Origin of the sequence: Lentzea sp. NPDC051213, assembly GCF_044455585.1 — a bacterium.
In the GTDB taxonomy this organism is placed as follows: Bacteria; Actinomycetota; Actinomycetes; order Mycobacteriales; family Pseudonocardiaceae; genus Lentzea.
This window is the reverse complement of the sequence record NZ_JBITEX010000003.1, coordinates 288,330-313,782: the sequence shown is the minus strand read 5'-3', so window position 1 is coordinate 313,782 and position 25,453 is coordinate 288,330. Positions and strand designations below refer to the sequence as shown.

General features: G+C 68.6%; 22 protein-coding genes. 14 read left to right on the top strand and 8 right to left on the bottom strand.

Annotated elements, in window-relative coordinates; genetic code table 11:
• Window positions 1–118: 118 nt before the first annotated feature.
• Both ACIA8G_RS14965 and ACIA8G_RS14960 read left to right on the top strand, forming a co-directional pair.
• Window positions 119–478, top strand: coding sequence for an SPW repeat protein (locus tag ACIA8G_RS14965; protein ID WP_396418999.1), 360 nt, complete (start codon window positions 119–121; stop codon window positions 476–478).
• 74 nt (window positions 479–552) lie between these two features.
• Entirely contained in the window at window positions 553–1,119 is a 567-nt protein-coding gene (locus ACIA8G_RS14960; RefSeq protein WP_396418998.1) for a TetR/AcrR family transcriptional regulator, read from the top strand.
• Here ACIA8G_RS14960 and mce read toward each other — a convergent pair.
• On the bottom strand, window positions 1,082–1,528 hold the full coding sequence (mce, locus tag ACIA8G_RS14955; RefSeq protein ID WP_396418997.1) for a methylmalonyl-CoA epimerase: 447 nt from the start codon (window positions 1,526–1,528) through the stop codon (window positions 1,082–1,084). The two genes, ACIA8G_RS14960 and mce, sit on opposite strands and share 38 nt — an antisense overlap.
• A gap of 125 nt (window positions 1,529–1,653) precedes the next feature.
• Here mce and ACIA8G_RS14950 point away from each other — a divergent pair, with 125 nt between their 5' ends.
• From ACIA8G_RS14950 to ACIA8G_RS14930, 5 genes are all read left to right on the top strand, one after another.
• Window positions 1,654–2,844, top strand: coding sequence for an acetyl-CoA C-acetyltransferase (locus tag ACIA8G_RS14950; RefSeq protein WP_396418996.1), 1,191 nt, complete (start codon window positions 1,654–1,656; stop codon window positions 2,842–2,844).
• Window positions 2,845–2,855: 11 nt separating this feature from the next.
• A complete protein-coding gene (gene meaB, locus ACIA8G_RS14945; RefSeq protein ID WP_396418995.1) occupies window positions 2,856–3,806 on the top strand; it encodes a methylmalonyl Co-A mutase-associated GTPase MeaB in 951 nt (316 codons plus the stop codon).
• A complete protein-coding gene (locus ACIA8G_RS14940; RefSeq protein ID WP_396418994.1) occupies window positions 3,803–4,411 on the top strand; it encodes a hypothetical protein in 609 nt (202 codons plus the stop codon). The genes meaB and ACIA8G_RS14940 overlap by 4 nt, the downstream gene beginning before the upstream one ends.
• A gap of 118 nt (window positions 4,412–4,529) precedes the next feature.
• Window positions 4,530–6,041 (top strand): GAF domain-containing protein, encoded by a 1,512-nt coding sequence (locus ACIA8G_RS14935; protein WP_396418993.1) that lies wholly within the window; start codon window positions 4,530–4,532, stop codon window positions 6,039–6,041.
• Window positions 6,032–6,685 (top strand): response regulator, encoded by a 654-nt coding sequence (locus tag ACIA8G_RS14930; RefSeq protein WP_396418992.1) that lies wholly within the window; start codon window positions 6,032–6,034, stop codon window positions 6,683–6,685. The genes ACIA8G_RS14935 and ACIA8G_RS14930 overlap by 10 nt, the downstream gene beginning before the upstream one ends.
• On the opposite strand, the gene ACIA8G_RS14925 is transcribed toward ACIA8G_RS14930, so the two are convergent.
• Window positions 6,682–7,995 carry a glycosyltransferase family 2 protein gene (locus tag ACIA8G_RS14925; protein ID WP_396418991.1) on the bottom strand — a complete coding sequence of 438 codons (1,314 nt, stop codon included), beginning with the start codon at window positions 7,993–7,995 and terminating at the stop codon, window positions 6,682–6,684. The two genes, ACIA8G_RS14930 and ACIA8G_RS14925, sit on opposite strands and share 4 nt — an antisense overlap.
• 341 nt (window positions 7,996–8,336) lie before the next feature.
• Between ACIA8G_RS14925 and wecB the strand changes: the two genes are divergently transcribed.
• The 3 genes from wecB to ACIA8G_RS14910 are packed head-to-tail and all read left to right on the top strand — an operon-like array spanning window position 8,337 to window position 11,964.
• On the top strand, window positions 8,337–9,593 hold the full coding sequence (wecB, locus tag ACIA8G_RS14920; RefSeq protein ID WP_396418990.1) for a non-hydrolyzing UDP-N-acetylglucosamine 2-epimerase: 1,257 nt from the start codon (window positions 8,337–8,339) through the stop codon (window positions 9,591–9,593).
• Complete coding sequence (locus tag ACIA8G_RS14915; RefSeq protein WP_396418989.1) at window positions 9,590–11,371, top strand: DUF2334 domain-containing protein; 1,782 nt, start codon at window positions 9,590–9,592, stop codon at window positions 11,369–11,371. The genes wecB and ACIA8G_RS14915 overlap by 4 nt, the downstream gene beginning before the upstream one ends.
• Window positions 11,372–11,382: 11 nt before the next feature.
• The gene (locus tag ACIA8G_RS14910) at window positions 11,383–11,964 is read left to right on the top strand and encodes a hypothetical protein (protein ID WP_396418988.1); all 582 of its coding nucleotides are present in this window, start codon (window positions 11,383–11,385) and stop codon (window positions 11,962–11,964) included.
• 37 nt (window positions 11,965–12,001) lie between these two features.
• Here ACIA8G_RS14910 and ACIA8G_RS14905 read toward each other — a convergent pair whose 3' ends face one another.
• Window positions 12,002–13,537, bottom strand: coding sequence for an alpha/beta hydrolase (locus ACIA8G_RS14905; protein ID WP_396418987.1), 1,536 nt, complete (start codon window positions 13,535–13,537; stop codon window positions 12,002–12,004).
• Between the two features lie 187 nt (window positions 13,538–13,724).
• Here ACIA8G_RS14905 and ACIA8G_RS14900 point away from each other — a divergent pair, with 187 nt between their 5' ends.
• Window positions 13,725–14,186 carry a hypothetical protein gene (locus ACIA8G_RS14900; protein ID WP_396418986.1) on the top strand — a complete coding sequence of 154 codons (462 nt, stop codon included), beginning with the start codon at window positions 13,725–13,727 and terminating at the stop codon, window positions 14,184–14,186.
• Between the two features lie 17 nt (window positions 14,187–14,203).
• Here ACIA8G_RS14900 and ACIA8G_RS14895 read toward each other — a convergent pair whose 3' ends face one another.
• From ACIA8G_RS14895 to ACIA8G_RS14875, 5 genes are read right to left on the bottom strand one after another with little or no spacing between them, the layout of a single operon-like run.
• Complete coding sequence (locus ACIA8G_RS14895; protein WP_396418985.1) at window positions 14,204–15,178, bottom strand: ABC transporter substrate-binding protein; 975 nt, start codon at window positions 15,176–15,178, stop codon at window positions 14,204–14,206.
• A gap of 15 nt (window positions 15,179–15,193) precedes the next feature.
• Window positions 15,194–16,231 (bottom strand): ABC transporter permease, encoded by a 1,038-nt coding sequence (locus ACIA8G_RS14890; protein ID WP_396418984.1) that lies wholly within the window; start codon window positions 16,229–16,231, stop codon window positions 15,194–15,196.
• A complete protein-coding gene (locus tag ACIA8G_RS14885; protein ID WP_396418983.1) occupies window positions 16,231–16,995 on the bottom strand; it encodes an ATP-binding cassette domain-containing protein in 765 nt (254 codons plus the stop codon). The genes ACIA8G_RS14890 and ACIA8G_RS14885 overlap by 1 nt, the downstream gene beginning before the upstream one ends.
• The gene (locus tag ACIA8G_RS14880; protein ID WP_396418982.1) at window positions 16,992–17,990 is read right to left on the bottom strand and encodes a class I mannose-6-phosphate isomerase; all 999 of its coding nucleotides are present in this window, start codon (window positions 17,988–17,990) and stop codon (window positions 16,992–16,994) included. Before ACIA8G_RS14880 ends, ACIA8G_RS14885 begins: the two co-directional genes overlap by 4 nt.
• A 29-nt stretch (window positions 17,991–18,019) precedes the next feature.
• Window positions 18,020–19,003, bottom strand: a complete 984-nt coding sequence (locus tag ACIA8G_RS14875) for a LacI family DNA-binding transcriptional regulator (protein WP_396419665.1) — start codon at window positions 19,001–19,003, stop codon at window positions 18,020–18,022.
• Window positions 19,004–19,337: 334 nt separating this feature from the next.
• Here ACIA8G_RS14875 and ACIA8G_RS14870 point away from each other — a divergent pair, with 334 nt between their 5' ends.
• From ACIA8G_RS14870 to ACIA8G_RS14860, 3 genes are all read left to right on the top strand, one after another.
• On the top strand, window positions 19,338–20,792 hold the full coding sequence (locus ACIA8G_RS14870) for a glycoside hydrolase family 47 protein (RefSeq protein WP_396418981.1): 1,455 nt from the start codon (window positions 19,338–19,340) through the stop codon (window positions 20,790–20,792).
• Between the two features lie 91 nt (window positions 20,793–20,883).
• Window positions 20,884–23,091: a GH92 family glycosyl hydrolase gene (locus ACIA8G_RS14865; RefSeq protein WP_396418980.1), complete on the top strand. Its 2,208-nt coding sequence runs from the start codon at window positions 20,884–20,886 to the stop codon at window positions 23,089–23,091.
• Between the two features lie 28 nt (window positions 23,092–23,119).
• The gene (locus tag ACIA8G_RS14860; RefSeq protein ID WP_396418979.1) at window positions 23,120–25,375 is read left to right on the top strand and encodes a LuxR C-terminal-related transcriptional regulator; all 2,256 of its coding nucleotides are present in this window, start codon (window positions 23,120–23,122) and stop codon (window positions 25,373–25,375) included.
• The last annotated feature ends 78 nt before the right edge of the window (window positions 25,376–25,453 follow it).

Below are 25,453 nucleotides of genomic sequence, written 5' to 3'. Positions count from 1 at the left end.
GTTACTCATGAGTAAACGATCCAGAATCACGCCTGTGAGGGATTCCACTCAGATTTCTTGACCGGGCGGCCAACCAAGCGGAGCATGGGAGGTGTCCGAGAAGGAGGAGGTGGAGGTAATGACCAAGGCGTGGAGCAGGTGGCAGGACTGGGCCGAGGTTGCGATCGGCGTTCTGGTGTTGCTGTCTCCGCTCGTCGTGGACACCTCGAACGCGGCCATGTGGACGATGATCGTGCTCGGCGCGCTCATCGCGATCGACGGACTCGTCGACCTCGCCATGCCCGCGATGATCTACGGGGAGTACGTGCAGATGGTGCTCGGAGCACTGCTGTTCATCTCGCCGTGGGCGATGAGCTACACCGACATGATGGCGGCCTCGTGGGTCTCCTGGGTCGGTGGCGTGCTCACCGTGGCCGCGGGGGCGCTGGCAATGCCCGCCGCGAACGCCGCGCACTCCGCTGCGGCCCAGCCGCACTGATCGATCGACAGCCCGTGGGCCCAGGAGTTGTTCTTGGGCCCACATCCCCGTGTCTGGGACTCATGGAGGAACGCGTGGAGGATTCGGCCAAGGAGCGCATCCTGGCCGCGGCCGAGGAGCTGTTCGCCGACTCCGGCTTCGACGCCACCCCGACCTCGCGCATCGCCGAACGCGCAGGCGTGCCGAAAGGCCTGGTGCACTACTACTTCAACCGCAAGAGAGACCTGCTGGCCGCGCTCGTCGCGCGGTTGCCGGACAGCACGGTCGACCACCGCAGGATCGTCGTGGTGGGGGACATCGCCGAGTCGCTGAGGAGACTCGTCGCGGCACTAGACGCGCGCTTGAACGCCTCACCGCTGCTGTCGCACCTGTTGTGGCGTGAAGCGGATACGCATTCGGCTGTCCGCGATGCCATGCAGGCGCGCTACGACAACGTTGCGACGCAGATCAAGCAGGTCATCATCGCCGCGGGCGGCGCGGCGGTGGCGATCAAGGACGTCGAGGCCGCCGCGGCGCTCCTCGCGCTGGCCGTGAGCTACCGGCATTCGGTGGCACGGCACAGCGACGAGGAGGATCCGATCGATCGAGAACTGAGCTTCGTCGCTAGTGCGCTGACGCAGCAGGCTCGACCAGCTCGATGAGGACGCCACCGGCGTCCTTGGGGTGCACGAAGTTGACCCGGCTGTTCGACGTGCCGCGCCGCGCCTCGGCGTAGAGCAGCCGCAGGCCCTTCTCGCGCAGCACGCCGGCCGCGTGGTCCACATCGGACACCCGGTAGGCGAGCTGCTGCAGGCCGGGGCCGGAGCGGCCGATGAACTTGGCGATCGTCGAGTCCTCGGACAGCGGCGCCAGGAGCTGGATCGCGGTGCCGTCGTGGTCGCCGGGCGCGTGCAGCATCGCCTCGCGCACGCCCTGCTCCTCGTTGACCTCCTCGTGGGCGACCTCGAGCCCGAAGTTGTCGCGGTAGAACGCGATCGCCACGTCGAGGTCGGGCACCGCGATGCCCACATGGTCGATCGCGGTCACGAATCGAGCGAGTTCTGCGTTCATAGCGGGGAAGGGTAACTACCTGATCGGTGCAGGTGCCTCTGTGCGGGGTCTCACACGATTACCGCCCAGTAGCCCCAGGTATGGTGCCTAGTTAACGACCGTTCGCTCTTCCAATGGAGGCAGTTGTGTCCGGTTCCGTGATCGTCGCCGGGGCTCGTACCCCGATGGGCCGACTGCTGGGATCGCTCAAGGACTTCTCGGGCGCGCAGCTCGGTGGCGTCGCGATCAAGGCGGCACTGGAACGCGCGGGCGTGGCTCCGGAGCAGGTGCAGTACGTGATCATGGGTCAGGTGCTCACCGCGGGCGCCGGCCAGATCCCGGCGCGCCAGGCCGCGGTCGCCGCCGGCATCCCGATGAGCGTGCCCGCGCTGACCATCAACAAGGTCTGCCTGTCCGGCGTCGACGCCATCGCGCTCGCCGACCAGCTCATCCGCGCCGGCGAGTTCGACATCGTCGTGGCCGGTGGCCAGGAGTCGATGACCCAGGCGCCGCACCTGATGCCCAAGTCGCGCAGCGGGTTCAAGTACGGCGATGTCCAGATGCAGGACCACATGGCGCACGACGGCCTGTTCTGCGCGTTCGACCAGGTCGCGATGGGCACCTCGACCGAGAAGTACAACGGCCGCTACGGCGTCACGCGCGAGGAGCAGGACGCGTTCTCCGCGCGTTCGCACCAGCTCGCCGCCAAGGCCGCCGAGAACGGTGTCTTCGAGGCCGAGATCGCGCCGGTCGCGATCCCGCAGCGCAAGGGCGACCCGATCCTGTTCAGCACGGACGAGGGCGTGCGTGCCGACACCACCGCCGACTCGCTCGGCAAGCTGCGCCCGGCGTTCGCCTCGGACGGCACCATCACCGCGGGCTCGGCGTCGCAGATCTCCGACGGCGCGGCCGCCGTCGTGGTGATGAGCAAGGCCAAGGCCGAGGAGCTCGGCCTCGAGTGGATCGCGGAGATCGGCGCGCACGGCGTGGTCGCCGGCCCCGACGCCTCGCTGCACGAGCAGCCGTCCAACGCCATCAAGGCCGCGTGCGCCAAGGAGGGCATCGAGCCCGCCGACCTCGACCTGGTCGAGATCAACGAGGCGTTCGCGGCGGTCGGCATCGTGTCGACCAAGCAGCTCGGAATCTCCGAGGACAAGGTCAACGTCAACGGCGGGGCGATCGCTCTGGGTCACCCGATCGGCATGTCCGGCGCACGCATCGCGCTGCACCTGGCCCTCGAGCTCCAGCGCCGCGGTGGCGGCGTGGGCGCGGCGGCGCTGTGCGGTGGCGGTGGCCAGGGCGATGCTCTGATCATTCGCGTGCCCAAGAAGGCCTAGGGTCTGCGTTTGTGGCGAAGGCCGTTGATGTAGCAGGACTGGTCGACCGCGCGCGTGACGGCGAACCGCGCGCGGTCGCCAGGCTGATCTCCCTGGTCGAGCAGGGCAGCTCGGCGTTGCCCGAGGTCGCCGCGGCGCTCGCGCCGTTCACGGGGAACGCCCAGGTCGTGGGCTTGACCGGCGCTCCCGGTGTCGGCAAGTCGACCTCGACGAACGCCCTGGTCCGCGCCTACCGCGAGCAGGGCAAGCGGGTCGCGGTGATCGCCGTCGACCCGTCCAGCCCGTTCTCCGGCGGTGCACTGCTCGGCGACCGGGTGCGGATGGGCGACCACGCGACCGACCCCGGCGTCTTCATCCGCTCCATGGCCACCCGCGGCCACCTCGGCGGGCTGTCCTGGGCCACCCCGCAGGCGTTGCGCGTGCTCGACGCCGCCGGGTTCGACGTGATCCTGGTGGAGACGGTCGGCGTCGGTCAGTCGGAGATCGAGATCGTGGCGCTCGCCGACACGACGATCGTGCTGCTCGCGCCGGGCATGGGCGACGGCATCCAGGCCGCGAAGGCGGGCATCCTGGAGATCGCGGACGTGTTCGTGGTCAACAAGGCCGACCGCGACGGCGCGGACCAGACCGCGCGCGACCTCAAGTACATGATCTCGCTGGGGCGGCGCGACCGCGAGGGCCCGCAGTGGCGCGTGCCGGTCGTGAAGACCGTCGCCGCCCGGATGGAAGGCCTCGATCTCGTGGTCGAGGCCATCGCCTCCCACCAGTCCTGGATGGCCGAGCACGGCGAGCTGACCGAACGCCGCCTGCGCAGGGCGGGCGCCGAGATCGAGGCGATCGCGGTCGAACGTGTGCGAACGCGATTCGGCCCGGTGGACCAGCTCGCCAAGCGGGTGGTGGCGGGTGAGCTGGACCCGTTCGCCGCGGCCGAGCAGTTGATCAGCGGTAACCTGCGGCCATGACCGCTTGGGGACCGCCTCCACCTGTTGTCATCGACCTCGGCAAGAGCGACACCCGCAAAGTCCTGATCGGCGGCTCCGTCGCCGGCGCTCTCGGCATCCTCGCCCTGATCGGCGCCGTCACGGCGTTCATCGACGGCGAGCCGGTCGGCGGGAGCATCGCGGGCATCATCGGCATCGCCTTCACCTTCATCGGCGTGATGGCCCTGGTGAAGTTCAAGACCGTCTCCCGCCCGCGCAAGCTCGTCATCGAGCAGCACGGCATCCGCCTGGACGACCCGCAGGGCGCGCCGTGGGCCGTCGGCTGGCAGGAGCTCGGCGCGATCTCGATCTCCCGCACCCAGGAACGCGCAGTTCAGCTTGCCGACGCGCTCGTGAAGCGCACGCTCGTGCGGGTGGACCTGCACCCGCTCGACCCGGCGCGGTGCCGGTCGGCGCACCCCACGATGGAGCCGCTGTGGGAGTTCCACCGCGTGCAGAACGGCTACCGGCTGCCGCTCGGCGACTCGGCGTCGTTCATCGGGCCGATCGACCACGGGCTGCGGATGTTCGCGCCGCAGATCTACCGCGGGGTGATCGACGAGGGGTTCAGCGTCGGTCTCCACTGATGGCCGACACCTACTTAGAGTAGTTCCGGTTCTCACCGTTTGCGGTGATGGTCTCCCCCTTGACTACTCAGGGGAGTTACGCTCAGTCGTTCGAACGGTCCCTCTAAGGGGTGAAGCCGTGGGCGGCACTGTGAGCACCGAGCAGCGCGTGCTGGACGTAGTGCTGTCGTTGGCCGAATACGACACCCTTCCCGAACTGCTGCACCACGTGGTCGAGTCCGCGTGCGAGCTGGTCGACGCCCCCTACGGCGCCCTGGCCGTGATCAACGGGCACCGCGAGCTGCTGGAGTTCACCGCCGAGGACGACGGTCAGGTCCACATCACATCTGGTGACCCGCGCTCGATCGGCGTAGCCGACTTCCTGGGCGCGCCCGTCATCGTCGACGACAAGACGTACGGCAACCTCTACCTCACGGGCAAAGCCGAGTTCACCGACCAGGACCGCGACGTCCTCACCGCGCTGGCCACGGCCGCGGGATCGGCCATCGGGCACCTCGACCGCTACGAGCAGACGCGCAAGCGTGAAGCGTGGCTGCGCGCCGCCGCCGAGGTGACCACCGACCTGTTGACCGGCACGAACGGCCGTGACGCGCTTTACCTGGTCGCGCGAACGGTCCGACGAACGGCGAATGCGAACTTCTCCGCCGTCGTGCTGCCCGACCACAACGGTGACCTGGTGATCGAGGTGACCGACGGCGGCACCTACGACGCCGAAGGCATGCGGGTGCCGAGGGAAGGCACCGTGAGCTACCGGGTCTACGAGTCCGGGCAGGCCGAGTGCCACGACGCGGGCAGCGTGCCCACGGTGCCGGGACCGTGCGCGGTGGTGCCGCTGACCGTGGGGGACCGCACGATCGGCGTCCTGATCTTGGCCAGGCCGGAGGGCGAGCCCTCGTTCGACGGCCCGGAGCTGATCGAGGCCTTCGCCGCGCAGGCCGCGCTCGTGCTCGAGTTCACCCGCGCCCAGGGCGACACCGAACGCCTGGCCGTGCTGGAGGACCGCGACCGCATCGCGCGCGACCTGCACGACCTGGTCATCCAGCGGCTCTTCGGACTCGGGCTCGGGCTGCAGGGGCTGACCGGGATGAGCACCAGGCCCCAGCTCTCCGAACGGATCAGTGAGTTCGTCGAGGAGGTCGACCACACGATCCGCGAGATCCGCAGAACCATCTTCTCCCTGCAGGAACCACCGTCCGGGGGCACGAGCCTGCGCGGTCAGCTGCTCAACGCGGTGCACGAGTCGGCGCGCCTGCTGGGCTTCGAGCCCGACGTGTCGTTAGAGGGGCCGCTGGACACGGTGGTGCCGGAACAACTACGCCCAGATCTGCTCGCCACGCTCAGAGAAGCGCTGACAAACATAGTGCGCCACGCGAGAGCGCAGCACGTATCCGTTGCCGTGAGCGTGAACCGCACGATGACGCGTCTGGAACTCGTGGTGAAGGACGACGGCCGAGGCTTGCCGTTGGCTGACGATTCAGGCGGAGCACCCCACCACGCCGGTGGACTCGCGAACATGGCGGCGCGAGCGCGGCGCCACCACGGCGACTGTGCGGTGGACTCGATTCCCGGTGCGGGTGTGGGCATCACCTGGTTCGTCCCGTTGGTGCTGCAGGAGGCGACATGGCGATAGCGGTGCTGTTGGTGGACGACCACGAGATCGTGCGGCGCGGGCTGGCCCAGGTGCTGGCGCAGGCCGACGACATCAACGTCGTGGGGCAGGCCGACAGCGCGTCGGCCGCGATCTCCCAGGCGCCGCGACTCAGACCGGACGTGGCGATCATCGACGTCCGGTTGCCCGACGGCGACGGCGTCACGGTGTGCCGGGAGATCCGCTCGCTGGTGCAGCCGCCGCCCGCGTGCCTGATGCTCACGTCCTATTCGGACGATGAGGCGCTGTTCGGCGCGATCATGGCCGGCGCGTCCGGGTACATGCTGAAAGAGGTCTCTGGCAACGATCTCGTGGCCGCGGTCCGCACGCTCGCCTCCGGTGGCTCGTTGCTGCACGCCGGCGTCACCGCGACCGTGTTGCAACGGCTGCGCGGCGGGCCGGAGGAAGATCCCCGTTATGCCGCGCTGAGCCCGCAGGAACGCCGCATCCTCGAGCTGATCGCCGAAGGTATGACGAACCGGCAGATCGCGAACCGGTTGTTCCTGGCCGAGAAGACCGTGAAGAACTACGTGTCGTCGTTGCTGCACAAGCTCGGCTTCGACCGCCGCACCGAGGCCGGCGTCTACGCGGCCCGGCGCAGACGCACCCACCCCGGCACCTTCTAGGCCATCTTCGGCATCCGTTTCGAGGCAGGTTCCTTCTCCGCCAAGCGTTCCGTCTTCGCCCACTGGTTGCGCCCGGCGAAGTGCCGGTACAGCGCGCGCAAGGTGGAGATCGAGCCCAGGATCAGGAACCCCGGATACGCGAGGCCGACCGCGAGGCATCGCCACAGCGGCTCGTCGTCGTGTTTGAGCCGGTGCACGAAGCCCCAGAGCAGCCCGGGCAGAACCAGCGCCACCGACCAGATCGTCAACGCCGGCAAGGCGTTGGGGCCGTTGGCGGTGATGCCGCTGACGGCGTTGCCGCTGAGCTGTGCGTAGAAGTTGATGCACACCAACGCGGTGATGAGCAACGTCATCGGCGCGACCAGCCACGGCGTCAGCAGGTACTGCAGGAACTCCAGCAGTGCCACGGAACCCACGTGATTGGCCCGGACCAGCTTCGGCACGTACCCGAGGCACTGCAGGTTGCCCTGGCCCCACCGGGTGCGCTGGCGCATCAGGCGGTACACGTCGATCAGGCCCTGCTGGGTGATCGTCGCGTGCGTGGCGTACCGGACGCGCTGACCCGAGAGGTGCACGCGCAGGCCCAGTTCCAGGTCCTCGACCAGGCACTCCGACCACGGCGCCGCACCGAGCCCGACGAGCGTGGAGAGCCGGACGAACTGGCCGTTGCCGCCGAGCCCCACCGTGCCGACGACGTCGCGCAGGCTCTGCGAGGCGTCCACGACGCAGCTGAACTCCAGGTCCTGCAGGAACGCCAGCAGGGTGGTCCGGTTGTGGACGCGGACCCGGCACTGCACGGCACCGACGTCGCGGTGCGCGAAGTACGCCGTGATCTCGCTCAGCATGCCGGGCTCGCCGCGGCCGTCGCCGTCGATCACCCCGATGACCGTGCGGTGCACGGTGCCGGCCTCCTCGGCGAGATCGCGGACGTACCGGTACGCGTGGTTGAGCGCCGCGCCCTTGCCCTGGCGTGCTTCGGGCGGGTTCCGGCGCAGCACATGTAGACGATGGTCATCAATTTCGGCGAGCACGTGCGGGGTACGGTCGTCAGATCCGTCGTCCACGACGACGACCTGGACCGGTGTGCGCGCGCCGTCCAGCGCGAGCGCGGCACGAACGGTGTTCGCCACAACGCGTTCTTCGTTCAACGCGGGAATGATGATCCAGTAGTGCAGCGGATGCCGCGAAGACACTTCCGGCCCGCCTGGTTTCGGACGCCACCAGACGAACAGTGTGAGCACCAGGTTGTAGCTGGGCCAAAACACGAGCAAGACGAGCGAGAACGTAGCGAATTGCGTCGTGTCACTCATGACACAAACCTGTCTGCATAAGCAGCCGCCCGCACAAGCCGAGCGGTCCGCATCTTCTGTTCGGTCATTGCCGCTCCTGGTAACGAAGCGCCGGGCTGGTGCGAGATACCAGACGGCAGGCCCAGGAGCTGCTGTGCGAGGCGAGAGTAGGGGCTGGCGGAGTACAACGTCAACCGGCCATATCGGGGACGAATGGACCCCCGTTACACGCAGTTCGTGAAGCTGATCACCGATATGGCGGTACCCGCGGGCGGCGGTTACCAATTGATTGTCAGCATTGATCGAGCCGAGTGACGCGCACGTTCGCCGCACGTGCCTGGAAGAGCCCAAGAGGTAAAAAGATGGGACCAAGTGCTCTGGTACCCGGACCACGGCAGTTCGGCCGGGGAGAGATCCCCGAGGTATTTCTCGTCGCGGGAACTCGCCCGGAAGCGGTGAAGATGGCCCCGGTCGCCGCCGCGATGTTCGCGGGTGGGCGCATCCGGCCCGTGCTGGTGAACTCCGGGCAGCACCCGGAGATGGTCGACCAGGCCCTCGGCTCGTTCGGCTTCGCGGCGGACGTCCGGCTCGAGCTGAACCGCGTCACGGGCGGGCAGGCGGAGCTCACCAGTCAGCTGATCGAGAAGCTCGACCGGCTCCTCGCCGAACGGACTCCCGGCGCGGTGCTCGTCCAGGGCGACACGACGACGACCCTCGCCGGCGCGCTCGCGGCGTTCTGGCGGCAGATCCCGGTCGTGCACCTGGAGGCCGGCCTGCGCTCGTACGACCTGACCTCGCCGTTCCCCGAGGAGGGGAACCGCAAGATGGTCGGCCAGCTCGCCTCGCTGCACCTCGCGCCGACCGCGGACTCCACCGCGCACCTCGCCGCGGAATCGTTGCGGGGCAACAACGTGCTGACCATCGGCAACACCGTCGTGGACGCCGTGCTCGACGTGGCGGCCCGGCGTGCGCCCTACGGCGACGCCCGGCTGCAGGAGATCGAGAAGCGGGTCCACGATGGACAGTCCCGGCTCCTGCTGGTCACCACGCACCGCCGCGAGTCGTGGGGCGAGCCGCTCGACCGCGTGCTGCACGCGGTGGCCGACATCGTCGCGGCCAGGCCTGACGTCGAGGTGGTGCTCCCGGCACACCCCAACCCGGCGGTGCGGCACCAGGTGCTGGCCGTGCTGGGTGGCGCCGGCCGCGTGACGATCACCGACCCGCTGCCGTACGCGCAGCTCGCGCGGTTGCTCGCGCAGTGCACGCTGGTGCTGTCCGACTCCGGCGGCATCCAGGAGGAGGCGCCGTCGTTCGGCGTGCCGGCACTGGTGCTGCGGGACGTGACCGAGCGGATGGAGGCCGTGAAGGCGGGCTGTGCCGTGCTCGTCGGCACCGACCGCGAGCGCATCACGTCGCTGACCCTCCGGTTGCTAGACCACCCCGCCGCGCGCGAGGCGATGACCGCCGACGGCAACCCGTTCGGCGACGGTCTTGCCTCCGTGCGCACCGAACAGGCGTTGGCCTGGCTGCTCGGCCTTCAGCAGCAGCGACCCGTTGAGTTTGCTCCCTACTCGGGCAGCGCGACCGTGCGCGTGCCCGGAGAGGCGGATGTGGCATGAAAGGCCGACTTCTCCAGGTGGCGGTGGGGCTCGCCCTCGCGGTCTCGATGGTTCCCGCGCCGGCTCCGGCCGCGCCGATCACGCTCGACCTGAACGTCGGCGAGATCGTCGGCAACCTGCTGCCCGCACCGCCGACGCCGCAGACCCAGCCCGCCGCGACGAGCCCGCGCATCCCCAAGCGCACGTCGCAGCCCGGCGTGATCTCGACGGTGCTCGGCTTGCTCGGCCTGGGTTCGGCCCAGGCGGTCCAGGCGGCTGGCACGAACGGCGGCGGCGCACCGGGTTCGAAGGCGTCGCAGAAGACGTTGATCCTCTACGACAACACCGGTCCGTGGGCGTGGCTCGGCGAGGCGTACGCGGTGCAGGCCGGCAATCTGACCTCGCACGGCAGTCCGTACGTCATGCACCCGGTCGGGTCCTATGTGGCCGGTGAGATGTCGGGCTACACCGGCGTGATCTACATCGGCTCGACCTACGACGAACCGATCCCGGTGGCGTTCCTGGACGACGTGCTCGCGGGCAGCAGGCCGGTGCTGTGGATGGCGCACAACATCTGGCAGCTCAGCGCACGCGCACCCAGCTTCGCCACGACCTACGGCTGGAACTGGGTCCAGTACGACTTCGGCGCCGCGACCACGGTCCGGTACGAGAACACCGACCTCGGCCGCGACCCGCTCGCCACGCCGTCCGGTCTGATGATCACCTCGATCAGCAACCCGGCCATCGCGTCGGCGCCGGCCATCGCGACAGGCTCCGCGGCCGGCCCGATCAACTGGGCCACCAAGGCCAGGAACCTCACCTACATCGGCGAGATCCCGTTCAGCTACGTCGGCCACGGTGACCGCTACCTGGCCGCCGCGGACCTGATCACGCGCATCTCCAACCCGGCGGCGCTCGATCGCAAGCGCGCGCTGGTGCGCATCGAGGACGTCGGCCCCGACGCCGACCCGGCGGAGCTGCGCGCGATCGCCGACTACCTGTACGCCCAGCGCGTGCCGTTCAGCATCGCGGTCTACCCGCGCTACGAGAACCCGCTCGGCGCCGACAACAACGGCGTACCGGAGGCGGCGAACCTCGCGCAGCGGCCGTTGGTCCTCAACGCGTTGCGGTACATGACACAACGCGGCGGCACGATCCTGATGCACGGCTACACGCACCAGTTCGGGACGGCGGTCAACCCGTACGACGGCCGCAGCGGCAACGACTTCGAGTTCTACACGGCCCACGTGGACGCGAACGACAGCGTGATCTACGACGGTCCGGTGCCCGGCGACTCGGCGTCGTGGGCGCAGGGCCGGATCAACTCGGCGAGCACGCAGTTCGCGCTGGCCGGCTTCACCAGGCCGACCATCTTCGAGCCGCCGCACTACGCCGCGTCGGCCGTGGACTACCAGGTGATCCAGCAGAACTTCGGCAAGCGCTACGACCGCGGCCTGTACTTCGGCGGGTACTGCCCCGGCGGCGCCTGCGGTACGGGTGCGCCGCAGTACGACAAGATCTACGGCCAGTACTTCCCGTACCTGGTCCGCGACATCTACGGCTCCGTCGTGGCGCCGGAAGCGGTCGGCAACATCGAGCCGGAGCCGTTCAACAACCACCCCGCACGCCTGCCGGCCGACCTGGTCAAGACGGCGAACCAGCTCAAGGTGGTCGACGACGGCGTCGCGAGCTTCTTCTACCACCCGTACCTCGGAACCGAGTACCTGCAGCAGACCGTCTCGGGGCTGAAGAACGCGGGCTTCACGTTCGTGTCCGTCGGCACCATGATGGCGGGCTGACAGGAGGTCACGTGCGGTGGTGGTGGGCGGTGCTGGTGCTGGCCGGATGCTCGGCCGGTTCCGGTGCCGCCCCGGTGGACGACGGCTGGCAGGTCACCGTCTACTACACCGCGGTCGAGCAGTTCCACAGTGGACAGTCCGTGCCGGTGCGGGGCTGCCAGGTCATCGACTGCGAGAACGGCGACGACCTGCTCGGCACGTTCCCGCGGTCGTTCGCCACCGCCGTGCGGGACGAGGGCACCGGCCGCACTTCCGCCGGCCGGTACCTCAACTGGTCGCACGACAAGGGTTACTGGCTCGACTCCGCGCCGCGTGACTCGTCCGGCAAGCCGCTGAGGCCGTTCGTGTCGGCGGCCGCCGACGGGCTCCAGCAGGGTGCGCAGGTCAAGCTCATCTCGTGTGGGCAGACGCTCGTCGACGCTGCTGTCTGTCAGAAGCTGATGTCCTCCTTGTGGGAGATCACCGACGAGTTCACGCCGGGTCTGGGCGGGGACCGGCACATCGACCTCTACGTGGGCGAGGAGACCGGGCCGCGGTTCACCGAAAGCCCCTGGTACACCACGTTGTCCCAGGCGGTGCTGGAGGTGCGGTGACACCCGGCAGGTGTCACCGCACGTCCTGTGTGGACTGTTACCAGCCGAGCTGGACCGCGAGCTTCCTCGCCTGCTCGAGTGGTCCGGCCTTCTGCTGACCGGGTTCCGGCAGCGGCGCACCGGGACAAGTCAGGTCCTTGGCCGGCGTGACGCGGTCGACGAGGTAGCGCTCGACGATGTCGTTGACGCAACCGTTGTCGAACCCGTAGATGCCGTGGTCACCCTCGTCCTTCACGGTCAGCATCTTCGAGCCGGCGAACCCGGCGTGCGCCTTCCGCGCGCCCTCGATCGGCGTCGGCGCATCGCGCTCGGACTGCACCATCAACGTCGGCGCGACGCCGATTCCGTTGGGATGCTTGAGGTTCACGGCGGGCCGGTCCCAGTACGCGCAGGGACCCATGATCTGGTAGTAGCCCATCAGCGGCCACTTGGCGCCGTCCTGCACCGCGTCGCGCTCCAGGAACCTGCGCCCACCCTGGAACTGCGTGTCGTTGCAGACGATCGAGTACAGCGTGGCGTTGCTCGCGTCCGGGTAGCTCGCCTGCACCGTCATCTGCGCGGGCACCGCCCCCGCCAGCTGGGCGAGCTTCTGTGCAGCCGGCTCGAAGGCGTATTTGCTGTACTGCGCCCGGATGAGCACGAGGTCCAGCGTGACCGGGTAGTAGGTGCCTTCAGGCAGGGTGACGGGTTGCTCCGCGAGCTTCGCGCGCGTCCGTTCGTAGGTCTGCCGCACTTCCTCCCCGGTCTTGCCGAGGTGGTAGAGGTGGTCGTACTTGGCGACCCACGGTGCGAAGTCGACGCGAAATCGCCGCTCGAAGCCGAGTCCGAAGTCGCCGAAGACGGCCTGCCAAGGCGCGGTGAACTGGGTGTTCGAGTCGAGCACGATCTTGTCGAGCGTCTTCGGGAAGTACGTGGCGTAGTAGGCGCCCATCCAGCTGCCGCCGGAGTAGCCGACCCAGTCGACCTTCTTGCGCTTGAGGACCTGGCGCAGCAGGTCGAGGTCCTTCACGGTCTGGTCGGTGGTGATGTAGCGGCCGAGCTCGCCGGACTTGTTCTGGCAGAACTTGGCCTGCAGCTCCATGCCGCTGTAGAGCAGGTCGAGGTTGGCCTTGGAGCGGTCGCGCGGGTCCGTGGAGCCGAGCGTGTCGAACAGACCGCACGTGACGTTGCTGCTGGCCCCCGTGCCACGCACGTCGATGCCGATGATCTCGGCGTTCTCGCTGAGCTTCGGCCGGTCCAGGAAGATCAGCGGCATGGTGCGACCCTCACCACCCGGTCCGCCTGGGTTGGTGAAGACGGTGGTCTTCGCCGTGCCGGACTTCGGCGTGGTGCGGCTGACCGCGATGGTGATGGTCTTGCCGTTGTTCGGGTTGTTCCAGTCCATCGGTGCGGTGAACTGGCCGCACTCCAGGCGTTCCGCGCCGGGCGGGAAGCCCGGCGGTACCGGGTCGAAGCATCTCTGCCACTTGATCTCCTGGGTGGCGAAGCTGCCTTGCGCTTGGGCGTGCGGAGCGATGAGCAGTGATGTTGCCGTGGCGACGGCCAGTGCGGCCGCTAACTGCTTTCGGCGCATCGGTGGTTCCCCCTTCGGTTGTCCTGCCAGCTCATCGCTTTCGGTGCGGCGGGACAACGGCTGAAGGGTGATGGCCACGTACGACTCTGGTCTTAAGCCAACCCGGCCAATCAGCTATGACGTGTGTCATTCTCGCTGGTGTCGCTAGGCGGGGAGGGTGGCGGTGAAGTGCGAAGAGCTGGTTCGCATGATCGGTGCAGCGGGAGAGGAACGCCTGGAGTTCAGTCTCAAGGTGGTCTCGCACCCGTTCTCGATCGAGGTGCTGGAACCGGGAGAGTTCGCATCGCTCGAGTCCGCGGATGAGGACGTGCTGGACTGCTTCACGGAGTTGCGCAAGCAGCTGGAGGCGCACGGGATCCTGTTGTGTTGCATGGGAGCGCGACCGGACGTGTGGGCCTCCGGGCAGCTGCGGCAGTTCACGGACGGCAGGAGGGCTTACCGCCACCGCAACCAGGGCGGGCCGGTCACGAGGGACGACGAGGTCGACATCTTCGCTCCCACCGATGCCGCGGACGCGGTCACTGTGCAGGCGCAGGGCACGGCGATCCTCAGCAGGTTCGAGAGTCTTCGAAGGAAGCGCGACGAGACCCGGCGCGTTCGTGGAAGGACCCTGGAAAACGATCAGGGCCGCCCCGGAGGACGGCCCTGACGTGGTTCACCCGGAGATCAGCACTTCTCCTTGTAGAAGTACTTCGAGTTGGCCGACGCGTCGTCCTTGGTGATGGCGACGAGGTCGGTCTCGATGTTGCGCTTGTTCTCCTTGCCGTCGATCGCCGCGAGGGCCTGCTCGACGCCCTGCTTGCCGATCGTGGCCGGGTCCTGCGCGATCAGCGCCTGCACGGTGCCCGCCTGCAGGTCCGTGACCTGCTTGGGCGAGGCGTCGAAGCCGACCAGGTTCACCGCACCGGTCTTGCCGGCGTTGCGCAGGCCGGTCGCCGCGCCCTCACCGGTGTTGAGGTTGGTGGCGAACACGCCGATCAGGTCCGGGTTGGCGGCCAGGGTCGCCGTCACCTTCGAGGCCGCGGTGGCGGGCTCGTTGTCGGTGTACTGCTGGCCGATGTACTTGAGGTTCGAGTACTTCTTGATCTCGTCCTCGAACCCCTTGGCGCGGGCGTCCGTCGTGGACGTGCCGGCCTTGGTGTTCAGCACCAGCACCGAGCCGGTCTTGCCGGCCGTGAGCTTGTTGATCGTCTCAGCGGCGAGCTTGCCGCCCTGCTCGTTGTTCGACGAGATGGAGGACGAGGCGATCGAGGTGTCCTGGAGCTTGGTGTCGACCTCGACGACCTTGATGCCGGCGTCCTTGAGCTGCTTCATCGGGCCCGCCATGGCCTTGTCGTCGGTCGGCGCGATGAGCACCGCCGCGGGCTTGGAGGCCAGGATGCCGGTGACGATCGGCGTTTGCTGGGCGGCGTCGAACTTGGCGGGGGCCTGGGTGTCGAACTCGTAGCCCGCGGCCTTGGCCGCATCCTGGAAGCCGCACTGCATCGAGATGTAGAACGGTTCCGCCGAGATGCCGGGGATCAGCACCAGCTTCTTGTTCGTGGCGGAGTTGCCAGAACCCGAATCGCCGATCTGACCGCCCCCGCCGCATGCGGCAAGCAGGAACACGGCCGAGAGAGCCACTGCGGAGCGGATCTTCATTGGTCCAGCACCTTCCTAACGTTGGTTGCGCGCCCGCCGCCGTGTCTGGTCCAGCCACACGGCAGCCACCAGCACGATCGCGACGGCGATCGGCTGCCAGAACTCCTTGACCCCGATGATCACGAGGCCCTTCTCCAACACCGCCGGGATGAACACGCCGAAGACCGTGCCCAGCACCGAACCCATGCCGCCGAAGATGCTCGTACCACCGAGCACGACCGCGGCGATCGCGTTCAGGTTGTCCGTCTCGTGGCCGGTGACGACCGCGACCCGGAAGAACGCGTTGCCCATGAAACCCGCGAGACCCGCGAGGGTCCCGGCGAGCAGGTACACCTTCGTCAGGTGGCCGCGCACCGAGATGCCGACACGCCGGGCCGCCTCCTCGTTGGAACCGACCGCGTAGGTGTAGCGGCCGAAGCGCGTGGTCGTGAGGAGCAACGCGCCGAGGGCGGTGACGATCGCGGCCACGATCACGATGTTCGGGATGCCGAACCACGTGCCGGAGCCGAAGGTGGTGTTCAGCTTGTCCGGGATGCCGGACACGTTGGAACCGTTGTTCAGCAACAGGGCCGCGCCCTGCGCCGCGCCGAACGAACCGAGGGTCACGATCAGCGGCGGGATCTTCGCACGCGAGATCAGCAGGCCGTTCAACAGTCCCCACGCCGCGCCGCTCACCAGGGCGACCAGCAGGCCGTAGGCGATCACGCCCCAGCCCGCGTTCGTCGCGTCACCGCCGGACACGCCGTTCATGGCCATCGCGGACGTCACCGACGCGAACACCAGCACCGAGCCGACGGACAGGTCGATGCCGGACGTGATGATCACGAACGTCATGCCGACCGAGAGGACCAGCAGCACGGCGGTTTCCGCGAGCAGGAACTGCAGCGTGGTCACCTGGAAGATCGCGTCCGGGCGGATCGCGCCGAACGTGGCGACCAGTACCAGCAGCACCAGGCCGATCCAGAGCGTGTTCGCGCCGGTCAGCCGCTTGAGCAACGGGGTGCGCTGCTCAGTGGAGAGATCGTTTGACAACGTTGTCTTGGTATCGGTCATCACGCGGCGTCCTCATGCGACAGTGCGCCGGTCATCGCACCGACGAGCTCTTCCACGGTGGTGTCCGCGGCCTTGAAACGGGCTACCCGGCGACCGAGGCGCAGCACCTCGACGCGGTCGGAGACGGACAGCACCTCCGGCATGTTGTGCGAGATCAGCACCACGGCGATGCCCTCGTCGCGCACGCGCTTGATCACGTCCAGCACGCGTTCCCGTTGCACCACACCGAGTGCGGCCGTCGGCTCGTCCATGAAGACGAGCTTCGACGCCCACGCCACGGAACGCGCGACGGCCACGGACTGGCGCTGACCACCGGACAGCGCCGAGATCGGCACGTCGATGCTCTGCAGCGTCGCGCCGAACCGGGTGAAGTGCTCGGCCGCGTTGCGGCGCATCGCCTTCTTGTCCAGCACGCCCAGCCAGCCGAGCACGCCGGGCTTGAGGATCTCCCGGCCCAGGTACATGTTCGCGGCCGGGTCGAGGTCCGGCGCGACCGCGAGGTCCTGGAACACCGTCTCGATGCCCAGGCCGCGGGCGTCGTTGGGCGAGCCGAGCGAGATCGGCTTGCCGTCGAACAGCATCGTGCCGCTGGTCGGCTGCTCCACCCCGGACAGGCACTTCACCAGGGTGGACTTGCCCGCGCCGTTGTCGCCGATCAGCGACACGACTTCGCCGGCGTAGGCGCTGAACGCCGCACCGCGGAGCGCTTCCACGGTGCCGTAGTGCTTGACGAGGTCACGAGCCTCGAAGAGCGGCTCGCTCATGGCGACACATCCTCCACTGTGGACAAAACAGGCGGTCGGCAGCGAATCGCCACCAGGTCACCGGTCAGCCCGAGCTCGCCGGCCGCGTGCGGCACGACGACGGTGCTGCCCTGGTGGACCTCGATCTCGCCGAGCTGGCCGGCACCCTCCAGCACGACCACCACGGCGAACGACGGCTCCAGTGCGAAGGAGCCCTCCACGTGCAGGCGGTCGGCCTGGAAGAACGGGTCGGCGTCACGGCCGAGCAGGTCGACCGACGGCGCCCACTTCTCGGACGTCTGGCGCACCAGCCGGTCGAGCTGCGTACCCCAGCCGTGCCGGTCGACGCAGTCCAGCGCGACGTCGTAGCCGAGGCCGAGGTGGCCGATGTCGCCGTTGGCGAGGAATCCCTGCCACTCCAGCGTCACCGAGAAGTCGGTCGGCTGCTGCAACTCGACGATGAAGACGCCCTCACCGATCGCGTGCGGCACGCCGGCGGGCACGAAGACCGTGTCGCCGGGCCGGACGCCGACCGGGTTCAGCGCGTCCAGCATCGCCGCGGTGTTCTGCGTGGCGACCCAGTCGGCGACGACCTCGGCGGGGACGTCCTCGCGGAATCCGATGTAGACGGTCGGGTCCGTGCCGGTCGTGCCGACCACGATCCACGCCTCCGTCTTGCCGTGGCGGCAGTTCAGGTGCGCGGACGCGAAGGCGTTGGACGGGTGGCAGTGCACCGGCAGGCGCTGGCCCGCGTCGAGCAGCTTCACCAGCAACGCCGTGTCCCCGCCGAACTTGGCCACGTGGTCGGCACCGAGCCAGCCGGTCGGGTCCGCCGCGACGGCGTCGCGCAGCAGCACGCCGCTTGGCAACGTTGTCAACCCGGCGTCGTCGCGCCCGTACAGCGTGGTCGTCGAAGCGACCCAGTCCTCCGGGCCGAAGTCCCCGGAGGTGCTACCGCGCAGCGCGGCGATCGCCTCGCCACCCCGGTAGAACTGCTTCGGCTGGTTGGCGGGCAAGTTGACAGGCTGGTGGAGAACACCAGAACTCACGCGTGGACCTCCCCGGATCCTCGTGGCACCAAGCGCACCGGCAGCACGACGCGGCGCGGTGGTGAGTTGTCGCCGTCAAGTCGGGCGAACAACAAATCTGTGGCCGCCTTGCCGAGCGCGCTCGCGTCGTGCGCGATCACGGTCACCGGCGGCGACAGCAGGTCGGCGAGCTCGAAGTCGTCGAAACCGACCAGGGCGGGGCGGTCCGAGCTGCCCGCGAGCGATCGCAGGATGTGCACGGTGATGCGGTTGTTGCCGGCCACGATCGCCGTCGCGGGCTCACGCGCGGTCCGCAGCCGTTGCAGCGTGGTGGCCACGCTGCTCTCGTCGTGCGGCCCCATCGCCACGAGGTCCTCGTGGTAGCCGATGCCCGCCCGCACGCAGCCCTCGCGGTAGCCGCGCAGGCGCTCGTTCGCGGTGAAGATGTCCGGCGCGTCCCCGAGGAACGCGATGCGGCGGTGCCCGTGCGCGGCCAGGTGCGTGACGGCCTCGATGGTGCCGCCGATGTTGTCGACCAGCACGGTGTCCGCCACGACGTCGCCCGCGGGCCGGTCCAGGAACACCACGGGCGTGCCCGCGCGCATCTCCGGCACCAGGTAGCTGTGCTGCAGGCCGGCGGGCACGATCAGCAGCCCGTCGACGCGGCGGGAGCAGAACTCCAGCGCAAGCTCGCGCTCGCGGCCGGGGTCCTCGTCCGACGACCCCGAGATCACCTGTCTGCCGCGCAACCGGGCGATCTCCTCGACAGCGCGGGTCACGCCGGAGTAGAACGGGTTGCCGACGTCCTCCAGCACGAGCCCGATGGTGCCGGTGGACGAGCCTCGGCGGAGGTTGCGGGCGGAGAGGTTGCGCCGGAACCCGAGCTGGTCGATGGCGGCCAGCACGCGTTCGGCGGTCGACGGGTGCACGCCGGGCTCGTCGTTGACCACGCGCGAGACGGTCTTGATGCTCACGCCCGCCAGCCGCGCGACGTCGTTCATCGTCGCGCGACGGACCTTGCGCTGACCGGTGGCCGGGCCGCTGGGGGACAACGTTGTCATAGTGGGCGTATCTCACCTCGCGTTTACCGCCTTGTCAACACTCTCGGAACCGGTCAAGCGGCTCTTCTTTTCCTCACTTGGTGTCCTGAACAGGACAGGTGGTCGTGGTGGCCTTGACCCTGACCGTGTGCGTTCCGCAAGGATCTGGTCACAGACAGCGTTGTCAGCGCGATTTCGTGTCGGTCACCCGGTCACCCGCTGGATGACCGACTCCTCGACGAAATCGCCGCCGCGCCGAAGGCGCGGCAACCAGGCACAGAGGGGAGTACAGCTCATGCGTGACCTGCCACGCCGAAGCGTTCTCAGCCTCCTCGGCGCCGCCGGACTTGCCGGCGTGCCCGGTGTTGCTGCCGCTCAACCTTCACCGTCCGCTCCGCCACCGGGTACCGCGGCCGCGGAGGTTCCTTCCGCCGGTGCGACCGCGCTGGCGCCGCCTCCCGGTGGCTGGCGCCGCGTCGCCGAGGACGTCCGCGCCGAGACCCGCTGGGCCTGGCGCTCCTATGTGGACAAAGCGTTCGGCCACGACCAGATCAAGCCGGTCTCCGGTGGCTTCGAGGAGTTCTTCGTACCCGGCCACCCGATGGGCCTCACCGTCGTCGAGGCGCTGGACACGTTGTGGCTCATGGAACTCGACGCTGAGTTCGCCGAGGGCGTCCGCTGGGTCAAGGCGAACCTGAACTTCGACGTCAACGCCTCGTTCCAGGTCTTCGAGACCAACATCCGCATGCTCGGCGGCCTGCTCTCCGCCTACCACGTGAGCAACGACCGCGCGCTGCTCGACCTCGCCCGCGATCTCGGCAACCGCCTGCTGCCGGCCTTCACCAAGTCGCCGACCGGAATCCCGTACCGCTACGTCAACCTGCGCACGGGCGCGGTCTCGCAGCCGGAGACGAACCTCGCCGAGACCGGCACGTACATCACCGAGTTCGGCTCGCTGTCGAACTGGACCGGCGACCGCAGGTACTACAACGCGGCCAAGAAGGCTCTCCAGGTCACGTTCGACAAGCGGACGGCCTACGACCTGCTGCCGTGGGACGTGCACGCGGAGACCGGCGCCTGGCGCAACCGCATCGCCACGGTCGGCCCGCCCGCCGACTCGTACTACGAGTACCTGTGGGACGGCTGGCACCTCTTCGGCGACCGCGACCTCAAACGGTGGTGGGACGTGCTGCTGGGCGGCATCCTGCGCAACCAGACCGACGTCGTCGGCGGGCGCCTGTGGTTCGCCCAGGTCGACGCCTTCACCGGCCGGCGGGCCTCGCGGACGCAGAGCGAGCTGGCGGCGTTCCTCGGCGGGCTCCTGGCCGAGAGCGGCGACATCGCGCGTGGCCGGGCCTACCACGACTCGTGGACGGCCGTGCAGGACCGCTACGGCGTGCTGCCGGAGGGCATCGACTACACCTCGCTGCGGCCCACCTCGGTCGGCAACCAGCTGCGCCCGGAGTACGCCGACGGGGCGTTCTTCCTGTGGCTCGCCACGCGCGACGAGATCTACCGCGAGCGCGCGTACCGGCACTACCAGGAGATGAAGCGGACCTCCCGCACGAACCACGGCTACACGATCCTCACGGACGTGACGACGGGCGCGAAGGGCGACTTCTGTCCTGGCTACTGGTGGTCGGAGCAGCTCAAGTACTACTGGCTGATCTTCGGTGCCGCCCGGCGGTTCGACTACACCCGGCACTACCTCTCGACCGAGGGCAACATCTTCCTCGGCGCACGGAGGTAGTCCCCGCAAGCTCCGGGTCTGAGCGTCGTAACTTGGCGGCGGCGGCGCTCAGGCCCGGTCTTTCACAGCAAATGCCACTAGGCTGACGAAGGTGGACGCACTGGATCCCATTGAGTCGGTCAACACGTTCATCGGCACAAAGGACGAGGGCAACACGTTTCCCGGAGCGTCCATGCCGTTCGGCAAGGCGCATTCCAGCCCGGTCGGCTCGCACTACGCGGGCTACCGCTACGACGATCCGGTGATCCGCGGCTTCGGCCACTTCTTCCTGTCCGGCGCGGGGTGCTGGGAGCAGGGCGGTCTCGTGCCGATCCTCCCGGTGATCGGGCTCCCGGCCAGCTTCGACCACAAGCGGTACGGCTCCAAGTACACGCACGACGGCGAGATCGGCAAGCCCGGCTACTACAAGGTGAAGCTGGACCGCGACATCACCGTCGAGTGCACCGCGACCACACGGGCGGGAGTCGAGCGGTACACCTTCCCGGGCGGGGTCGGCGGCACGCTGCTGGTCAACGTCGGGCAGGCCAACGACAAGGAGCCGGTGTCGGCCAGTTCCATCAGGGTGATCGACGACCGCACGATCACCGGAACCGTGGAGACGCAGGCGTTCTGCGGCGGCCGCCCGTACCTCAGCCACTTCACCACCAGGTTCGACCGGCCGTTCCGCGAGTTCGGCACGTGGTCGCCGACCGGATCCAAGGCGGGGCAACGGGAATCCGCCGGCGGTGCCGGGCTGCGCGGCGCCTGGGTGACGTTCGAGCCGGGGCCCGTCACGGCGGTGACCGCACTGTCCCAAGTGGACCAGCAGGGCGCCACCGGCAACCTGCTGGCGGAAGCCGGCGACAAGACGTTCGACGACATCCGCAACGAGGCGCAGGACGCCTGGCGCGCGGAGCTGGGCTGCGTCGAGATCGAGACGGACGACTGGGACGAGCGCGCGGTCTTCTACACCGCGCTCTACCACGTGCTGCTCCAGCCGCTCACCGGCAGCGACGCCGACGGCCGCTACCGGGGCTTCGACAACCAGATCCACCACGCGCAGGACTGGACCTATTACGAGTACTACTCGCTCTGGGACACCTACCGCGCGCACAACCAGCTGCTCGCGCTGATCCGGACCCAGCGCTCCAAGGACATCGCGCGGAGCATCCTCGCGATCCACGAGCAGGGCGGCTGGCTGCCGCGCTGGGCGTACGCCAACCAGGAGACGAACTGCATGACCGGCGACCCGGTCACGCCGTTCCTCGTCGACCTGTGGCGGTTCGGGCACCTCAAGGGCTTCGAGGACCAGGCCTACCGCGCGCTGATCCAGAACGCCGACGGCGTGCCGCCGCAGAGCTCCCGGTTCCAGGGCCGGTCCGGCAACCCGAACTACCTCGCGCACGGCTTCGTGCAGTACGACAAGCGCTTCCCGAAGAAGGGCCAGGACACCGACCCGCACCACGGCGCGTCTGCGACCCTCGAGTACGCGCTCTCCGATGCCACGCTCGCGATCATGGCTCAGGAACTCGGCCACTCCCAGGACGCCGAGCGGTTGCGCAAGCGCGGCCTCAACCACCGCACCCTCTGGGACCACAGCGTCACCGACCGCGGCTTCACCGGCTTCCCCCGGCCCAAGCTGCAGAACGGCGCGTGGCTCGACCCGTTCACCCCGCAGGGACCGGACGGCTTCCACGAGGGCACTGCCTGGCAGTACCAGTGGCTCGCCCAGCACGACGTGCCCGGCCTGATCACGGCGCTCGGCGGCAAGGCGGCGGCCGAGGCGCGGCTGGACGACTTCTTCGCCTACCCGGATCTCCTCACCGACCCGAAGCGCACTGTGCGCGAGAAGTGGGTCGTGGGGCCCTACGACTACTACAACCAGTTCCGGTACAACCCGAACAACGAGCCGGACCTGCACGCGCCGTGGATGTACGCCCTCATCGGCAAGCCGGAGAAGACGTCGGTCGTCGTGCGGGCGGCGCAGACGCTGTTCGTCAACGGACCGGCCGGCGTCACGGGCAACGACGACCTCGGCACGATGTCGGCCTGGTACGTGTTCAGCGCGCTCGGGATGTACCCGGCGGTGCCGGGAACCGGCGAGTTCGTGCCCCACGCGCCCAAGTTCCGCCGTGCGGTGATCCACCTGGAGAACGGCAAGGACATCGTGATCAAGGCGGACGCGGCGGACACCGGGAAGACGCAGGTGGTGGAGCGGATCCGGAGCGGCTGGCTCGCGCGGTCGAAGGAACGGATCGAGCTCGCGGAACTGCGTTCGGGGACCACGCTCGAGGTCGACCTCCACACACTTTCCAATTGAGACGCGGAATCGGCCGTAGGCTCCTGCAATGGGCACCTGCGCGAGCTGTGGTCGTGAGTTCGCGCCCCGGCCGTCGCGGGCGCGATACTGCTCGAACGCGTGCCGTCAGCGTGCCTACCGCCGGCGCACCGCCGATACGTCCACTGTGGTCGCCGAACTGCCCGGCTACGACGACGCGTTCGTCGGCAGGGAGACCGAGCTGGCTGAGCTGCTTTCCTTGCTGCGCAAGCACAGGATGCTCACGCTCGTCGGCTCGGCCGGGGTCGGGAAGACGCGGCTCGCCGTCGAACTGGCTCGACGCGCCAGACGGGTCGAGGTGCGCACGGTCGAGCTGGGCAGGCTGAGCCGGCCGGACCAGGTGGTGCAGGCGGTCGCCGAAGCCGTTGGGGTGTACCAGCATGCGGGTGTCGCACTGCGGACGACGTTGCTCGCGGAGCTGAGTGGTCGTCGGATTCTGTTGCTGGTCGACAACTGTGAGCACCTCGTCGAGAAGTGCTGCGAGATCGTGGACTCGCTCCTGGCGCGCTGCCCGGGGGTGCAGGTCCTGGCCACCAGCAGGGAGGCCCTGCGAGCAGTTGGTGAGGCCGTCTATTCGTTGCACGGCTTGGAGGACGACGCGGTCCGGCTCTTCACCGAACGAGCTGAGGTCGATCCCGCCGAAGCGAACCACGAGGTGATCGCCGCGATCTGCGCCCGGCTCGACGGCGTGCCTCTGGCGGTGGAACTGGCCGCGAGGCTGTCGCGGACCGTGCCGCTGCGCGAGCTCGTGAACCACCTCGACCACCGGCTCGACCTGCTCAGCGACGCCGAGGAGCAGGCGCGGCACCAGAGCCTGCGTGCCGCCATCGCGTGGAGCCACGACCTGCTGACCGCGGGCGAGAAGGAACTGTTCCGCCGGCTCGCGCTGCTGCCGGGAGGGTTCGGGCTCGACATCGCCCAGGTCGTGCACGGCGGTTCGGTGATCGGCCTGCTCACGGCGTTGCAGGCGAAGTCGTTGGTGGTGCGGGAGAACGACGATCGCTTCCGGATGCTCGAATCGGTCCGCCTCTACGCGGAGGAACGCCTGCGCGAGCAGGACGAGTACGCGGTGACGGCCGAACGGATCATCGCGTGGCTCTGCGAGATGGGCGAACCCGGTGTCTCGTCGTCGATCCTCGCGCCCGAGCAGCTCAAGGCGATGCACCAGGAGTACGACAACGTGGCGTACGCGTTCGCCCATCTGGCGGTAGCGCGCGACGAACGCCGGTTGATGCTCGCGACGATGCTGCTGAGAGTGTGCTTCGACCGCGGCTACTACGCCGAGGCGGGCGCGGTGCTGATGCAGGTGCTGGACCAGTCGTCCGCCGATGCCCGCTACCGCGTCCTCGCGCTGGAGTACGCGACGCTGCTGGCGGTGCAGGAGGAACGGCACTGCGAGGCGGTGAAGCACGCGACCGAGGCGATCGAGACCGCCGAGGCCGGCGGGCAGCAGAAGATCATGGACCGGCTCTACCGCACGTTAGCGAGCGCTTACGACTGCGCGGGCGATGTGCCGAACACCGTATGGGCGTTGCGCCAATCGATCGAGCACGGCGTACGTAACGGCAACTACGTGAGTGTCGCTGTGTCGCAGCAGAATCTCAGTTGGTCGCTGCTCACCACCGATTCGGCCGACGAGGCGGCTGCGCTGATCGGGGAGGCGCTTCCCGTGCTGAGGGCGCACGCGCGGACGGACGTCGTGGCCATCGCCGTGCACACGTGGGCCTGCATCGCCTTGGAGCAGGGGGATTTGACCGCCGCGGGCAGCAGGTTCGCCGAAAGCGTGCGGATGTCGGCGAACGTGCCCCGCGGGGTGCTGGAGTCGGTGGAGGGCCGCGGTGTCGTCGCGATCCTGACCGGGCGGCACGAGCTCGGCGTGCGGTTGCTGGCCGCATGTGAGCAGATGCGGGCTGTGTGGGGCGTTCCGGCGGAACCGTTCTGGCAGCGGAAGATCGACGGCGTGCTGGACCGGGCGCGGGAAGCTTTGCCCCGCGCGGCTTTCGCCCGCGCCTTGAACGCCGGCAGGGCGATGGACGTCACATACGCCGTGGAAACCGCCCTGGACAAGGAGATCGTGCGGCACGAGATGCTCAGCGACCGGCAGCTAATGGTGCTGGAACTGGTGGCGCAGGGCATGACGAATGTCCAGGTAGCGGCCAAACTCGGGATCTCCCACCGAACCGTGGAGTCCCATGTGCACAACGTCAAGGCCGCGCTGAACCTCTCGACCAGGGCGCAGCTCGTGGACTGGGCCCAGTCCAACTGAGACGTAACGCTGCGGTTCATCCGGATGACTTCCCGCTTCCTGCCGTTCATTGTGAGTACAACAACGGAGGGGAGGTGG

Coding starts and splice junctions, on each gene's coding strand:
- ACIA8G_RS14930 (WP_396418992.1), top strand. CDS start 6,032: ATGGCGATAGCGGTGCTGTTGGTGGACGACCACGAGATCGTGCGGCGC.
- ACIA8G_RS14940 (WP_396418994.1), top strand. CDS start 3,803: ATGACCGCTTGGGGACCGCCTCCACCTGTTGTCATCGACCTCGGCAAG.
- ACIA8G_RS14875 (WP_396419665.1), bottom strand. CDS start 19,003: ATGAACGACGTCGCGCGGCTGGCGGGCGTGAGCATCAAGACCGTCTCG.
- ACIA8G_RS14890 (WP_396418984.1), bottom strand. CDS start 16,231: ATGACCGATACCAAGACAACGTTGTCAAACGATCTCTCCACTGAGCAG.
- ACIA8G_RS14895 (WP_396418985.1), bottom strand. CDS start 15,178: ATGAAGATCCGCTCCGCAGTGGCTCTCTCGGCCGTGTTCCTGCTTGCC.
- wecB (WP_396418990.1), top strand. CDS start 8,337: ATGGGACCAAGTGCTCTGGTACCCGGACCACGGCAGTTCGGCCGGGGA.
- ACIA8G_RS14885 (WP_396418983.1), bottom strand. CDS start 16,995: ATGAGCGAGCCGCTCTTCGAGGCTCGTGACCTCGTCAAGCACTACGGC.
- ACIA8G_RS14900 (WP_396418986.1), top strand. CDS start 13,725: ATGATCGGTGCAGCGGGAGAGGAACGCCTGGAGTTCAGTCTCAAGGTG.
- ACIA8G_RS14915 (WP_396418989.1), top strand. CDS start 9,590: ATGAAAGGCCGACTTCTCCAGGTGGCGGTGGGGCTCGCCCTCGCGGTC.
- ACIA8G_RS14965 (WP_396418999.1), top strand. CDS start 119: ATGACCAAGGCGTGGAGCAGGTGGCAGGACTGGGCCGAGGTTGCGATC.
- ACIA8G_RS14870 (WP_396418981.1), top strand. CDS start 19,338: ATGCGTGACCTGCCACGCCGAAGCGTTCTCAGCCTCCTCGGCGCCGCC.
- ACIA8G_RS14925 (WP_396418991.1), bottom strand. CDS start 7,995: ATGAGTGACACGACGCAATTCGCTACGTTCTCGCTCGTCTTGCTCGTG.
- ACIA8G_RS14905 (WP_396418987.1), bottom strand. CDS start 13,537: ATGCGCCGAAAGCAGTTAGCGGCCGCACTGGCCGTCGCCACGGCAACA.
- mce (WP_396418997.1), bottom strand. CDS start 1,528: ATGAACGCAGAACTCGCTCGATTCGTGACCGCGATCGACCATGTGGGC.
- ACIA8G_RS14860 (WP_396418979.1), top strand. CDS start 23,120: ATGGGCACCTGCGCGAGCTGTGGTCGTGAGTTCGCGCCCCGGCCGTCG.